This window comes from Streptococcus sp. HN38 (assembly GCF_028335765.1).
Taxonomy (GTDB): Bacteria; Bacillota; Bacilli; order Lactobacillales; family Streptococcaceae; genus Streptococcus; species Streptococcus suis_P.
This window is the reverse complement of sequence record NZ_CP116604.1, coordinates 1,843,444-1,858,320: the sequence shown is the minus strand read 5'-3', so window position 1 is coordinate 1,858,320 and position 14,877 is coordinate 1,843,444. Positions and strand designations below refer to the sequence as shown.

Genomic DNA, 14,877 nt, shown 5'->3' with positions numbered 1-14,877 from the left:
TGCTTTTTTTGATATTTTAAGAGGCTATTCCAGTACCCATTCTCTAAGAGCGTGGGCGACACCGCTCTCATCATTTGACTTCGTAATGTATTTGGCGATTTTCTTCAATTCAGGATTTCCGTTTTCCATGACAACAGGATTACCAACAACTTCCAACATTGGACGGTCATTTTCTTGGTCACCGATGGCCATAGTTTGATCCATAGTTAGTCCAAGCTTCTCAGCTAGATGAATGATAGCTTGTCCCTTGTTAACAGTTTTAGGGGTGATTTCCAAATAAAATGGTGCTGATTTTGCTACGTTGTACTTCTCAGTCAAGCTGGTCGGTAGAAGTGGAATAGCAGCATCAAGAATTTCTGGCTCATCAACCATCATTGTTTTGATGATTTCCTTGTCAGCCATTTCTTCAGGAGTGCGATAGAAAATGGGTGCACTTACTAGTGTGGATTCGTAAATGGTGTATTTACCGATGTTACGGTTAGCAGTATAGATGCCTTCCTTGGTGCTGGCATGCATTGGGAGCTTGAGTTTACGGGCAGCAGATTCGATGTCGAGATAATCCTCATAAGTCAAGGTATCTTTGACAATATCCTCACCAGTTGCTGCATCTTGGACTAAGCCGCCGTTAAAAGTGATGACGTAGTCACCTGCTTCTGTAAGATTGAGTTCTTCTAAAATTGCTTGAACACCGGAAATGGGGCGACCAGTAGCAATAACAATTTTAACGCCTGCTTTTTTTGCTTCTTGGATTGCTGAGTGTACTTCAGCTGTAATTTGGTGTTGACTATTTAGTAGTGTACCATCAATATCGATGGCGACAAGTTTAATGCTCATTTGATTCTCCAATTATAAAGTGATCGTTATGTATGTGGCTGTTAAAATCAGCTATTTGAGGTGCGAAAATTCCTGTTTCTTCTAACATTTCTTTTGGGAAATAGAAGCGGCTATCGCCATGGATTGTGCCTGATAAGGAATGGACAATTGGTGACAGAGAGGATAGTTCTACCAAGGTTTCATCTTTGCGATAAATCTCAATTTGAGTCCGTTTCTTTTCTGCATTCGGTCGGTAAATGTCATACGGCAAATCAAAGTTGTGGTGAATAGCAGTATAGTATTCTGGGTCGAACCCGACATCTGCGACTAGGCTACGCAGGCGGTCCAAAGCTTCCCCTTCTTCGGCCTTAAAAGTGATGGATTTGAGTACTTTCCTATTGATATAGCGCTGGGCTAAGTCAGATAAAATACGATCTGGTCCATCTATCCATGATTGAAAGTAAGTATTCATAACTCCATCATCAAGACTGAGGTAGTCGGTTAGATGGATACGATGCTCAAAAAAAGGTAATAGCCGAGGTGAAGTTCGTGCAAAAAACTCCTGTTCACTAGTATATAGTAGTTTGGCACGATTGAGTAAATTCTGCAATAGGACTTCCATAGAGCGACTTGCTGGATGAAAATAGACTTGCATGTACATCTGGTAGCGGCTGAGAACGTAGTCTTCTACTGCATGCATACCAGATTCTTTGAAGGCAATTCCATTTTCTGTCGGGCGAATGACACGTAATATCCTAGTTAGGTCAAATTCACCATAGTTCGCACCTGTGAAGTAGGAATCTCGTAATAGATAATCCATCCGGTCAACATCAATCTGACTCGAAATGAGTTGAACGACCTGCTTATTTGGATAGGTGTGTTTGATAACACTAGCAACCTTGTCTGGAAACTCAGGTGAAACTTGTTTCAACAGAGCATTGATTTCCGTTTCTGGACTAGTAATAATAGCACAGGTCATTTCCTCATGGTCTGTATCAAATAGACGCTCGAAGGTATGAGAATAGGCTCCGTGTCCGACATCATGGAGTAACGCAGCAACCATGGTCAGTAGGGACTCGTTTGTATCCCAGATTTGTGGATACTTGTCTTCAAATTTTTGAGTAATCCGTCTGGCAATTTCGTAGGCGCCAAGGCAGTGTGAAAAGCGGCTATGCTCGCCACCATGGAAGGTATAGGAAGTAGTCCCTAGTTGCTTGATGCGGCGTAGTCGCTGAAATTCTTTTGTATTGATAAGTTTATAAATCAGCTCATGATCAACATGAACATAGTTATGGACAGGGTCACGAAAAACTTTTTCTATCATAGTTTCATTATAACAAAAAAGGGAGATAAATTCCTGATTTTTCTAAAACACAAGGATATTGCTATGTACCCAATGGAATCTTTTGGTATAATGGAGAAATGAATAATCAAATTATCTTATTAACTATTCAGGTCTTTATTGTAGCCCTTATTCTTTGGATGCTTTACACAATTTTATCCTATGCTAAAAAGCACGATATTTCTCTAAAAGAGAAATTTTGGACAGGGTTTGGTATCGGTTATGTTACTGATTTGCTAGACACCTTGGGGATTGGAACCTTTGCAACGACAACCACTATGTTTAAACTAACAAAGTTGGTGGAAGACGATCGTAAAATTCCTGCGACCATGACAACGGCGCACATCATACCAGTCTTAGTAGAGGCGCTATTGTTTATTACGATAGTTGAGGTTGATATGGTCACTCTGATTGCTATGGCAGCAGCGGCATTTACGGGTGCCTTTGTTGGTGCCAAGGTAACTCAAAAATGGGATACAAAGAAAGTTCAACGAATTCTTGGGATTTTATTAATTATTGCAGCCTGTTTCATGGTCTATCGCATGATTACTAACCCTGGCGCAGATCTTACCAATGAAGTAAAGGGCTTAACTGGTTGGAAACTGGCTGTTGGTATTGTCTTTGATTTTATGGTGGGGATGCTGATGAGTATGGGACTGGGTAACTATGCTCCTGAGTTAATTTTCTTCTCATTGATGGGAATTAGTCCAGCGGTTGCTCTTCCAGTTATGATGTTGAATGCTGCTATGATTATGACAGCTGGTGCCAAGCAGTTTATCCAATCAGGACGAGTAAACTGGCCAGGAGTTCCAGGAATCATTGTCGGTGGGGTGCTAGGTGTTTTGACAGCTGCTTTCTTCCTATCAAATTTGGATATTAATAATTTGAAAATTTTAGTTGTCTTCGTTGCAGCGTATACAGGCTTTACTCTGCTTCGTTCATCCTTTGTTACTAGGATTAAAAAATAGTAGGAGGAACTATGGATATTCATTTACGAAATGAAATTGATCTGGACGGGCAGATTGAGGTAGTGGATCAGCAATTTCAAGTGGAAATTAAGGAAAAAGATGGGAATCTTTATCTCATTTATAGTAACGATGAAGCTGAAAAAGTTGTCATAAAATGTGACGAAGAAGAGTTAGTGATGACACGTTTTTCCACTCCAAAGTCTATTATGCGATTCATTTCTGGTAAAGAAGCTATTGTGACCATTCCTACACCGTTAGGAATCCAGCATTTTGTGACCGATACAAAACGTTACCAATTAAACCGTTCGGATCAAAGTGTCCAGTTGCAATATGAATTAAAGGGATTGGAAAACCAGCAGCTTTTTGCTTCCTATGATTTGGAAATCTCATGGAAATAATCTCTTATTTCCAGAAAAATATTCTTGAATTTCTCGGGATTTTTGATATAATAGTTAACAAATCGAGGGAGTAGCTAGCGGAAAATTCCGTGATATTGTCGTCAATCCGACTTGTTTCCGGCAATATATTAAATAGCGAGACTTGTTTTAGAACCTGTCTTCGCAAGTAAGGTATTTTTAGATAAGAGATAGTTTTTTGTCTATCAAGGCAGTTTTTTGAAGGAATAATGACTGTATTTCAAAAAAACTAATACTCAATGAAAATCAAAGTCAGGCTAGGCGACGCCGATGCAGATTGAACTAAAGTTCATCAATTCAAGTCAACAACGCCTGAGTTTGATTTTCGAAGAGTATAAAGATGAGTGACAGAAAACTAGCCCTAGATAGAAGTGCCGAGCTGTGAAGAGAGGTTCTCATTAAACAGGTCTCTTTTTTATTTGTTAGGTAAAAAAGGGACCGAGAAGGAGAAGGAAATTGTCAAAAGAACAAAAACGCGATTTGTTTTATACACAAAGCGAAGAGCAAGTATTGTCAAGCATGGAGTCTTCTTTAGACGGTTTGTCTAGTAGTGAAGCTAGCAAACGTCTGGCAGACTATGGTCGTAATGAATTGGATGAGGGTGAAAAACGCACACTCTTAGCTAAATTCTTGGATCAGTTCAAAGACTTGATGATTATTATTTTGATTGCAGCAGCAATCTTGACGGTGATTACAGAAGGTTCACACGGTTTGACAGATGCCATTATCATCTTGGCCGTAGTTATCTTGAATGCTGCCTTTGGTGTTTATCAAGAGGGTCAAGCTGAGGCAGCCATTGAGGCGCTAAAAAACATGTCAAGCCCAGTTGCGCGTGCGCTTCGTGACAATCATGTAGTCGAAGTTGATTCTAAAGACTTGGTACCAGGTGACATCGTCTTGCTTGAAGCAGGTGATGTTGTCCCTGCCGATATGCGTTTGTTGGAAGCTAACTCCCTCAAAATCGAAGAAGCTGCTCTTACAGGTGAGTCTGTACCAGTTGATAAAGATTTGTCAGCAGTTTTGGCTGAAGATGCACCGATCGGTGACCGTGTCAACATGGCCTACCAAAACTCAAACGTTACTTACGGACGTGGTCTTGGTGTGGTTACAAACACAGGTATGTACACAGAAGTCGGTCACATCGCAGGCATGCTTGCTAATGCTGATGAGACTGATACACCATTGAAGCAAAACCTCAACCAATTGTCTAAGGTCTTGACTTATGCAGTTCTTGTAATTGCAGCGGTAACGATGGCTGTTTCAATCTTCGTACGTGGAGAAGGTATCTTGCCTGCTCTTATGACTTCTGTAGCTCTTGCGGTTGCTGCCATTCCAGAAGGTTTGCCTGCAATCGTTACGGTTGTCCTTTCACTTGGAACTCAAGTCTTGGCTAAGCGTAACTCCATCATCCGTAAGTTACCAGCCGTAGAAACACTTGGTTCAACTGAAATCATCGCATCAGATAAAACTGGTACTTTGACTATGAACCAGATGACTGTTGAGAAAGTTTATACAAATGGTCAGCTCGTCGATGCTAAGGAAGCCTTTGACGCAAGCAATTCAACCCTTCGTGTTATGAATTTTGCCAACGATACCAAGGTAGATCCTTCTGGTAAATTGATTGGTGATCCAACAGAAACTGCACTTGTTCAATTTGGTTTGGACCAAAACTTTGATGTTCGTGAAGTCTTGGTTTCTGAGCCTCGTGTGGCTGAACTGCCATTTGACTCAACACGTAAATTGATGTCAACTGTTCACCAACAAGCTGCTGGAAACTTCTTTGTTGCTGTTAAAGGTGCTCCGGACCAGTTGCTCAAACGTGTAACGCAAATTGAAGAAAATGGTACAATCCGTCCGATTACCGATGCGGATAAACAAGCCATTCTTGCCACTAACAAGGACTTGGCTAAGCAAGCCCTTCGTGTCTTGATGATGGCATACAAGTATGTTGATGCTATTCCTGAGTTGGAATCTGACGTTGTTGAAAATGACCTTGTCTTCTCAGGTTTGGTTGGTATGATTGACCCTGAGCGTCCTGAAGCGGCAGAAGCTGTTCGTGTTGCTAAGGAAGCGGGTATCCGTCCAATCATGATTACGGGTGACCACCAAGATACAGCGGAAGCGATTGCCAAACGTCTTGGTATCATCGATCCAAATGATACAGAAGACCATGTATTTACAGGTGCAGAGCTCAACGAATTGACGGATGAAGAGTTCCAGAAAGTCTTCAAGCAATACTCTGTGTATGCGCGTGTATCTCCAGAACATAAGGTTCGTATCGTTAAGGCTTGGCAAAATGATGGTAAGGTTGTTGCCATGACTGGTGACGGTGTTAACGATGCGCCATCACTTAAGACAGCCGACATCGGTATCGGTATGGGTATCACAGGTACGGAAGTTTCGAAAGGTGCCTCTGATATGGTCCTTGCAGATGACAACTTTGCGACTATTATCGTTGCGGTGGAAGAAGGACGTAAGGTCTTCTCAAACATCCAAAAAACCATCCAGTATCTCTTGTCAGCTAACACTGCTGAGGTATTGTGTATCTTCCTTGCAACCCTCTTCGGTTGGGACGTGTTGGAGCCAGTTCATCTTCTTTGGATCAACTTGGTAACAGATACTCTTCCAGCGATTGCCCTTGGTGTTGAACCTGCTGAACCAGGTATTATGACACACAAACCTCGTGGACGCAATTCAAGCTTCTTCTCAGGTGGTGTCCTTAGCTCTATCATCTATCAAGGTATTCTACAGACCGCTTTGGTATTGGGTGTCTATGGATTTGCCCTGCTTTACCCAGAACACAGCATTTATGAAGAAATCCATGCAGATGCTTTGACAATGGCTTACGTGACATTAGGTTTGATCCAACTGGTTCATGCATACAATGTTAAGTCTGTTTATCAGTCCGTTTTCACAGTTGGTTTGTTCAAAAATAAACTCTTCAACTGGTCAATTCCATTTGCTTTCCTTTTGTTAATGGCGACAATCGTTGTTCCAGGATTTAGCAATTTCTTCCATGTATCCGTTCTCTCTCCAACCCAGTGGTTGGTAACCATTATTGGTTCAGGCCTCATGGTTGTCGTTGTAGAAATTGTTAAATTTGTTCAACGTAAAATGGGATTGGATGAAAAAGCTATCTAATATAGTTATTCAGCTTATCTTTTATTACTTCGTTAACTCGCCTTGGGAGTGGGAAAGAACTCAACTAGTCAAAAAAGAGTTCGTCTTCCCACCCCCGCACAGTTGATTAGGTCAGATTTAGAGTGTGAAACACGAACAAATCTGCCAATCAACCACTGCGCTGAGATGTTGACACGAACTCTGAGAAGTGGCTTTGGACTTTTTGCCCAGCCTCCTGCGCCTCGTTGCCTTGTACTAAAAGAATATCATTTGAAAAAGCTCAGATTTAGTGGTCTGAGCTTTTTTCTGTACTGATAATGTATTTTGGGAAGATTGCTTGTCCCAACAAAGTAATGGCTAGTGCTAGTATGAGGAGGATGGTTTTGACAAGAGTTGGTAAGTTAAACAGTAATACTCAACAAAAATCAAAAGCAAACCAGTCAAGTGTTTTTAAACCATTGTCTACTAACAATTGGTTTTAAAATAGACCAATCTAACTCTCGTATTACTTCTTGAAGCTTGTTTATCACATCGTCTAGTGTTTTAAAAGCTTTATTCTTAAACCCTCTCTTTCGAATCTCAGCCCAAACTTGTTCAATTGGATTCATTTCAGGAGTATAGGGAGGAATAAACTCAAAACCAATATTATGTGGTTTCTCTAAGGTACTTGATTTATGCCAAACGGCATTGTCCATCACTAATAAAATATAATCGTCAGGATAAGCTTCAGATAGTTGTTTGAGAAAAACATTCATCCAATCTGTATTACAGCCCCCAGCGATAATGAAGAAGGACTCTCCTGTATGGGCATCAACAGCACCATAGCAATAGCGATACTCACGAATATAGTGACTATGTACATGCGGTCTCACCCCTTTTGGTGCCCAGGCCTTCCCAATTTTACTGATCCGACCGAAACCCGCCTCATCTTGATACATTAGCCTGACTTTATGATAGCGACGACTATTCTTGAAGCGCTTTCCTGTTTTCGTGAATGAAGATTTTATTTTTAGACGCTAGAATCGTTTCGGCGTCTGCTTTTTTAGGGTGTTCTGGTCTTGGCGTCACTTTGCGCCAACCATGGCGTTTAAGAATGGCATAGAATCCTTCCTTGGTCGTAGGGTGTCCAACCCGTTTCTGATAAGCTTCATAGAGAGAGTTTATCGTCACAAATTCGCCATTTAGTGAGGCTGTTAACTGTTCTTTTAGAAACGCTTCCTCTTCTTGAAGGGTTAAATATTGACGGTTCCGTCCACCTCGCGTTTCTCTTACTAGAGCTGAAATCCCCTCAAGTTCGTACTTGCGCTGTAAGGACCAGATTGTATACTTTGAATAGCCGATGAGGTTAGTGATTTCCTTATAGCTAAGACCTTCTGCTCTGAACAAGATAACTTGAAGTCGTCTATGAAATGGAGAATAGGTTTTATCTTTCAAATAAGTTTTTAATTCTTTCGTTTGTTCGATAGTAAGTTTCATAAATCTATTATAGGTTAGTTTTTGTTTTTTGAATAGTATAAGGCGATTGGTACGATAGCCAAGCTGAAATAGTGGAGAGTGAAGTACCTGCTATTTTCCATAGTCATCTGAATTAGCTTTGATACATCGTCACTTTCGCCTTGCCGTACTTCAGTACAGCCTGCGCCTCAGTTCCTTGTCTGAAAGCTAATTCATTCGACTATATTATTTGGACCCTATCGCCGTCTTTAACTTGAATGCTCGATTTTTTATCGCCTCGAATGCTTAGTATAACAGATGGTTGTGTAATTGGTAAGCTTAGAATTTTACCTTGAGTAACTGTCCCAGCAATTTTTCCATCTACCAGAAGCGGAAGTTTTTGGGAGGATAGTTGTTTGATAGTTTTTGGATAATGAATAATAACTCTCATATGAACCTCCTTGTAATCTAGTTTCATTATAGCAAAAAAGAAAAAAATGTAAACGATTTCTGACACTGTTTTCCTCTACAGGCTTGCTTGAAGAATAAGAAACTGCTATAATTTTGAAGAGGTAGGAGTTTATATGAATTATCTTCAGAATTATATTTTAAGTAAAAGCAGTTATTTGCCATCTGATAAGTTATTCATTCTGCAAAAAGAACTAGAAGATTTAGATGATGAGGCTTTAAACGTTCTTATGATGGTTGAGATGCGTCAACCTCTTGTCGCTCTTATTTTGGCTATTTTTTTCGGTGAGTTTGGTGTCGACCGTTTTTATGTTGGGAATAAAGAATTGGGATTTGCCAAGCTGATTGCTTTTGCAGTATCTTTTGTTACGCTATTTATCTTGATTGGGTTCTTGTTATTTTTGGGACTTTATTTGTGGAAGTTTATTGATTGCTTCTTAATCATGCGAGCATGTAAGGAGGCGAACTTTGAGCGTTTGATGCTACAAATCCATCAATATAAGGCTTTTCAGCATAGCAATCAGACATTTTAATAAGATATTTTTGGGAATAAGGGGAGGCTTGGTAGCAATGTCATTAAGTTAACTAACCTATCACATTTTGTGGTGGGTTAGTTTTTATGTTACACTAAAAATAAAAGGGGAAAAGTCATGCTAGATCAGATTAAAGCTCATTTACTTGATAGTATTAACGACATCGTTTCTAGTGCCAATCAGTTTGTGCTTCATCCTGAAAAAGATTTTAGTCGGCAAAGTCAGCTAACGATGAAAACCATGATTCAAGCTATACTGACCATGGGTGGTAATACCTTAGCCAAAGAGCTACTTGATTTAGATTTGCCTGTCTCTCAATCTGCCTTTGTCCAACGGCGGTATCAGATTAAACACCAAGCTTTTAAAGCCCTGTTTACCAATATTACTTCTAAAATTCCAATCTCTGATAATCTCCCTATCCTGGCTGTTGATGGCAGTGATGTGATTCTACCAAGAAATCGTTTTGATAAAACGACCTCTTTTCAAACTGGACCACATCACACTCCTTACAATCTTATTCATATCAATGCTCTTTACAATCTTGAACAAGAAATGTATCATGATTTACGGATCCAAGATAATCGAGAGGTTGATGAACGTGCAGCTTTTATTGACATGATGAAGAACTCTTCTTTCAAACAAGCTCTGGTAATAATGGATAGGGGGTATGAATCCTACAATGTCATGGCTCACTGCCAAGAAAGAAATTGGTCCTATATTATTCGTATTCGTGACGGGAATCATTCTATGAAATCAGGATTTAACCTCCCTGACACCCCTTGTTTTGATGAAAAATTTGACCTAAACATCTGTCGGAAACAGACCAATGAGATGAAGCAACAGTATCAAAATTTTCCTAATCACTATCGCTGTTTACCTAATCACACATCCTTTGACTTTCTACCAAGCTCTAGCCGAAAAAGCGACCCAGTTCAGTTTTACGAACTTCATTTTCGAATGGTGCGTCTCGAAATCAAGCCAGGTTTCTTTGAAACTTTGGTGACAAACACCGATTATTCTCCAGAAAAATTAAAAGATCTCTATGCCTACAGATGGGGCATAGAGACCAGTTTTCGTGACCTAAAATACAGTATCGGTCTGACTCATTTTCATGCAAAAAAGAAGGAAGGGATTCTCCAAGAAATCTACGCTCGCTTTATCAATTTTAATGTTTGTAAATGGCTAACCTCACACGTTGCTATTAAAACATCAAAGTTAAAACAGGCTTATAAAATTTGTTTTTCAGACGCTGTTTATGCCTGTCGAAAATTTCTTAGAAACAAACTCACTTCCTTCCAATTGGAAACCTACATTGCCAAACATTTATCCATCATCCGACCCAATCGAACGTTCCAAAGAAAGATAAAAAGCAAGGCACCTGTAAGCTTCACTTATAGAGTAACATAATAGTTGAAAAATAGGGTTAAGAAACCTCCTTTTTGTGCGCCCTAAATACAAAAACTATTCCCGTTTGGTCATCAATTGCTCGGACGGGAATAGTTCCTTTAATTGTTTAAATGCTTAACTTAATGACATTGGGCTTTTTGCCCAATGTCATTAAGTTAACTAACCTATCACGTTTTGTGGTGGGTTAGTTTTTATGTTACACTAAAAATAAAAAGGGAAAAGTCATGCTAGATCAGATTAAAGCTCATTTACTTGATAGTATTAACGACATCGTTTCTAGTGCCAATCAGTTTGTGCTTCATCCTGAAAAAGATTTTAGTCGGCAAAGTCAGCTAACTATGAAAACCATGATTCAAGCCATACTGACCATGGGAGGCAATACCTTATCTAAAGAGTTACTTGACTTACATTTACCAGTTACCCAATCTGCCTTTGTTCAACGGCGGTATCAGATTAAACACCAAGCTTTTAAAACACTTTTTAGGGATATTACTTCTAAAATTCCAATCTCTGATAATCTCCCTATCCTGGCTGTTGATGGCAGTGATGTGATTCTACCAAGAAATCGTTTTGATAAAACGACCTCTTTTCAAACTGGACCACATCACACTCCTTACAATCTCATTCATATTAATGCTCTCTACAATCTCGAACAAGAGATGTATCATGATTTACGGATCCAAGATAATCGAGAGGTTGATGAACGTGCGGCTTTTATTGATATGATGAAGAACTCTTCTTTCAAACAAGCTCTGGTAATAATGGATAGGGGGTATGAATCCTACAATGTCATGGCTCACTGCCAAGAAAGAAATTGGTCCTATATTATTCGTATTCGTGACGGGAATCATTCTATGAAATCAGGATTTAACCTCCCTGACACCCCTTGTTTTGATGAGGCATTTGACCTAAACATCTGTCGCAAACAAACCAATGACATGAAAGAACTGTATCGAGACTTCCCTAATCAGTATCATTTTTTACCTCATAATGCTTCCTTTGACTTTTTACTAAACTCTAGCCGAAAAAGCGACCCAGTTCAGTTTTACGAACTTCATTTTCGAATGGTGCGTCTCGAAATCAAGCCAGGTTTCTTTGAAACTTTGGTGACAAACACCGATTATTCTCCAGAAAAATTAAAAGATCTCTATGCCTACAGATGGGGCATAGAGACCAGTTTTCGTGACCTAAAATACAGTATCGGTCTGACTCATTTTCATGCAAAAAAGAAGGAAGGGATTCTCCAAGAAATCTACGCTCGCTTTATCAATTTTAATGTTTGTAAATGGCTAACCTCACACGTTGCTATTAAAACATCAAAGTTAAAACAGGCTTATAAAATTTGTTTTTCAGACGCTGTTTATGCCTGTCGAAAATTTCTTAGAAACAAACTCACTTCCTTCCAATTAGAAACCTACATTGCCAAACATTTATCCATCATCCGACCCAATCGAACGTTCCAAAGAAAGATAAAAAGCAAGGCACCTGTAAGCTTCACTTATAGAGTAACATAATAGTTGAAAAATTGGGTTAAAAAACATCCTTTTTGTGCGCCCTAAATACAAAAACTATTCCCGTTTGGTCATCAATTGCTCGGACGGGAATAGTTCCTTTAATTGTTTAAATGCTTAACTTAATGACATTGGGCTTTTTGCCCAGCCTCTTTTATCAATACAGTCTATTCATACAGCCAATATTAACTGCCAGTCTATTTTTTACGCCCAGTTAATTCTTTGGTCCGATGTTGTTTTTTATGCTCTTTGTGTGGGTGACGGTTCTTTTTCGAACGATCTTTCTTTCGTTCTTTGCCTTCATTCTTTTTCTTCTCTTTAGGAACCTTCTCTGTTCGTGGAGCCACTACCTCTAATCCCGCAGCAGAAGCAATTTGGTCACCATAAATATAGTGAGTATACTTATTAAAATTCTTTATCACTGCGATGAGTGAGAAGGTTTTTTCTGATTGTTTTTCTATTTCTGTCTCTAATTTATAAGTAACGGTCTGTACATCTCTGCGGTAGTCTCGAAAGAGAATTTTTGAGAAACGATTTTCTTCCTTCCATTTATTAAATATAGCATTGTCCATAAGCCCAGCAGACCAGCCCCATTGCGCATCAAATTCTCCCTTTCCTTTTTCAAACGCCCTATACTCATCCCCACCAGCACCTTCTGACTTATAGACAATATGTAAAGACCCCCAGTTGAGAATTCGTGGATTTACCTGTACACTAGAATAAAAAAAACAATCAACTTCTAACAGGAATTACCACACTCAATTGGAGGTCTTATATGTTTCATTTTACCACACTTTTCATCGGAATGGATGTTCACAAAGAAAGTTTTTCACTCTGCTATTATGATATGATGGCGAATCAATTCAAACATAGCACTAAAGTTGGTCCAAATGTTAGCTATATTGTGAACTATGTGAATGAGCTTCGTCGTTTATATGGTCAAGATGCAGAAGTGTTATGTGGCTACGAAGCCGGATGTCTTGGATTTACCCTATATCACCAGCTACAAGCTCACGGGATTCCCTGTATCGTGATGGCGCCTACAACGGTGATGAAGGAAGGATCTAAGCGTGTTAAGACTGATAAAAAAGATGCAGCTCAGCTCGCAAAAGCTCTGGCCTTTCGTAGCTATCGGCCTGTTCATATTCCTACTGTTGAGGATGAACAAGTCAAAGAATATATCCGCATGAGAACAGACCACAAAGTGGCTCTGAAGAAAATCAAACAACAAATTCTTGCCTTCTGTCTCCGACATGATTTTCGCTATACCGAGGGAAGCAGTAATTGGACACAGAAACATGTTCGCTGGCTCCGTTCCCTAAATCCTGATGGACTTTACGCAGAGATTTTGACAGAATATCTATTGACCTATGAGAAATTAGTAGATCAAATAGAACGGTATGATGCACGAATTGAGCAACTGGGTCAAAGCGACAGTTATCAAGAGAAGGTCTCACGGCTTTCTTGCTTTATTGGCATTAAAACACTAACTGCTCTTTCCATTGTGACAGAAATCGGTGATTTTAATCGCTTTGCGACAGCTCAACATTTTGCTTCTTATCTTGGGCTAACTCCTAGCGAAAATTCTAGCGGCGACAAGGAGAGAAGAGGTGCTATCACCAAAGCTGGGAATAGCCATGTGAGACGACTTCTGATAGAAGCTGCACAATCATTGGCTAAGGGGACGATTGGGTATAAATCCAAAGAATTGAAAAGGAGACAAAGTGGAAACCGAGTGGAGGTGATTGCTTATGCGGATAAGGCTAATGAACGCTTAAGAAGACGTTATCGCACACTTGTTCTAGGAAAAAATAAGAAACAAAATGTTGCTAAAACAGCTATTGCACGAGAATTGTCTGGTTTTATTTGGGGGATGATGACAGGAAGAATAGCTTGAAGTTAGCGCTTGTTTTCATGTACACTTTTGACCATTAAGTTTTATCATCGCAGAGCGATGAGGAATCCCTATTTCTATCCAAAATCACTGGGTGAATTTGGACAGAAATAAGGATTGAAATCATGTTTGAATGGAAAGTATCTTGAAGGAGTTTAGGACTTCAAGGTTTGAGTCATCTACGAAACGACTAAGTGGCACAATTGTGATCCACGCTTATAGAGAGTAGGACTCGCGGCAGAACCATTGACCTGTAGGTAACCAATCCACGAATATCAGAGTGGCCAATGCCCGAAGCTAAGAACTAGGCTCTTTCTAGATACTTTTCATTTTTTTATCAGTTCGATTGTTTTTACTTGACAAAGGGCTTTACATATCAGTCGATTGAGGAAATCAGTGGAGACTGTATTTTCTAGTTTAGAGCAGTTTGGAATGGAGGCTTTACGTTGTCGAAACATTCAGGCGCTCAAATTTAAGACAGAGGCAATATTACTTATTTATTCTCTTTTGCTTAAAAGCAGTCATACTGAATTTGGTATCAGTTTAAAATACTCCCTTGCTTACGCTTGATTAACTAGCACAACGGGTAGAGAGCATGTAAATCTATCCACTCACTCCTTCCTCCAGTATACTGTTATAAAAAACAAACAGGAGGGATTTCAATTTTTATCCCAAAATAATAAAAATACAAAGGGAAGTGCTTGCTAAAAAGATTTTAGAAGATTTTTTGATTAAAATGGAAAAACAAAAGAATTAACTCTAAGAAAAGTTTTGATAAGTCTAAAAAATGCTGTTAAAAAGTGTATTAAACTTGAAAATAATCAAACAAATTGTACACAAAAGTTTCAGATTCGAAGCTAGCTTTAATTATGTTTTACCCATTTTCTTCAATCCATTCCAGTTTTTGTTTTTGCGATAGTCATGAACTTACTTTGAGAATTTTGGAGAATAATCTTTCTCAGCAAAAACCT

11 protein-coding genes and 3 pseudogenes are annotated in these 14,877 nt (G+C 39.3%); 8 read left to right on the top strand and 6 right to left on the bottom strand.

The genetic code is table 11. From position 1 onward, the window contains the following. Positions 1-24 precede the first annotated feature (24 nt). Entirely contained in the window at positions 25-834 is an 810-nt protein-coding gene (gene yidA, locus PHA78_RS09000) for a sugar-phosphatase (protein ID WP_105127703.1), read from the bottom strand. After that, complete coding sequence (locus PHA78_RS08995; protein WP_105127704.1) at positions 824-2,137, bottom strand: HD domain-containing protein; 1,314 nt, start codon at positions 2,135-2,137, stop codon at positions 824-826. Before PHA78_RS08995 ends, yidA begins: the two co-directional genes overlap by 11 nt. 98 nt (positions 2,138-2,235) lie before the next feature. Here PHA78_RS08995 and PHA78_RS08990 point away from each other — a divergent pair, with 98 nt between their 5' ends. The 3 genes from PHA78_RS08990 to PHA78_RS08980 all read left to right on the top strand — a co-directional run bounded on the left by PHA78_RS08990 (position 2,236) and on the right by PHA78_RS08980 (position 6,680). After that, positions 2,236-3,123 carry a sulfite exporter TauE/SafE family protein gene (locus PHA78_RS08990; protein WP_024377427.1) on the top strand — a complete coding sequence of 296 codons (888 nt, stop codon included), beginning with the start codon at positions 2,236-2,238 and terminating at the stop codon, positions 3,121-3,123. Between the two features lie 11 nt (positions 3,124-3,134). Continuing rightward, positions 3,135-3,521 (top strand): DUF1934 domain-containing protein, encoded by a 387-nt coding sequence (locus tag PHA78_RS08985; RefSeq protein WP_024377428.1) that lies wholly within the window; start codon positions 3,135-3,137, stop codon positions 3,519-3,521. A 474-nt stretch (positions 3,522-3,995) separates the two neighbouring features. Next, positions 3,996-6,680 carry a cation-translocating P-type ATPase gene (locus PHA78_RS08980; RefSeq protein ID WP_272158052.1) on the top strand — a complete coding sequence of 895 codons (2,685 nt, stop codon included), beginning with the start codon at positions 3,996-3,998 and terminating at the stop codon, positions 6,678-6,680. 419 nt (positions 6,681-7,099) lie between these two features. Here the strand turns inward: PHA78_RS08980 and PHA78_RS08975 are convergent. From PHA78_RS08975 to PHA78_RS08970, 3 genes and pseudogenes are all read right to left on the bottom strand, one after another. Next, positions 7,100-7,946 (bottom strand): annotated as a pseudogene (locus tag PHA78_RS08975) (IS630 family transposase); the annotation flags it as partial. After that, positions 7,947-8,135: pseudogene (locus PHA78_RS12615) on the bottom strand (helix-turn-helix domain-containing protein); the annotation flags it as partial. A gap of 199 nt (positions 8,136-8,334) precedes the next feature. Continuing rightward, positions 8,335-8,544: a hypothetical protein gene (locus tag PHA78_RS08970; RefSeq protein WP_004298731.1), complete on the bottom strand. Its 210-nt coding sequence runs from the start codon at positions 8,542-8,544 to the stop codon at positions 8,335-8,337. A 133-nt stretch (positions 8,545-8,677) separates the two neighbouring features. Here PHA78_RS08970 and PHA78_RS08965 point away from each other — a divergent pair, with 133 nt between their 5' ends. The 3 genes from PHA78_RS08965 to PHA78_RS08955 all read left to right on the top strand — a co-directional run bounded on the left by PHA78_RS08965 (position 8,678) and on the right by PHA78_RS08955 (position 12,015). Continuing rightward, positions 8,678-9,094, top strand: a complete 417-nt coding sequence (locus PHA78_RS08965; RefSeq protein ID WP_004298733.1) for a TM2 domain-containing protein — start codon at positions 8,678-8,680, stop codon at positions 9,092-9,094. A gap of 117 nt (positions 9,095-9,211) precedes the next feature. Next, entirely contained in the window at positions 9,212-10,501 is a 1,290-nt protein-coding gene (locus tag PHA78_RS08960; protein ID WP_272158049.1) for an IS4 family transposase, read from the top strand. Between the two features lie 224 nt (positions 10,502-10,725). Beyond that, positions 10,726-12,015: an IS4 family transposase gene (locus PHA78_RS08955; RefSeq protein ID WP_272158048.1), complete on the top strand. Its 1,290-nt coding sequence runs from the start codon at positions 10,726-10,728 to the stop codon at positions 12,013-12,015. Positions 12,016-12,209: 194 nt separating this feature from the next. Here the strand turns inward: PHA78_RS08955 and PHA78_RS08950 are convergent, their stop codons facing one another. Continuing rightward, entirely contained in the window at positions 12,210-12,584 is a 375-nt protein-coding gene (locus PHA78_RS08950) for a hypothetical protein (RefSeq protein ID WP_105097258.1), read from the bottom strand. A gap of 203 nt (positions 12,585-12,787) precedes the next feature. On the opposite strand from PHA78_RS08950, the gene PHA78_RS08945 reads away from it, so the two are divergent. Together PHA78_RS08945 and PHA78_RS08940 are read left to right on the top strand one after the other, a co-directional pair. Beyond that, positions 12,788-13,909, top strand: a complete 1,122-nt coding sequence (locus PHA78_RS08945; RefSeq protein ID WP_015445098.1) for an IS110 family transposase — start codon at positions 12,788-12,790, stop codon at positions 13,907-13,909. Positions 13,910-14,281: 372 nt separating this feature from the next. After that, positions 14,282-14,476, top strand: a pseudogene (locus PHA78_RS08940) (transposase); the annotation flags it as partial. Positions 14,477-14,877: the final 401 nt, after the last annotated feature.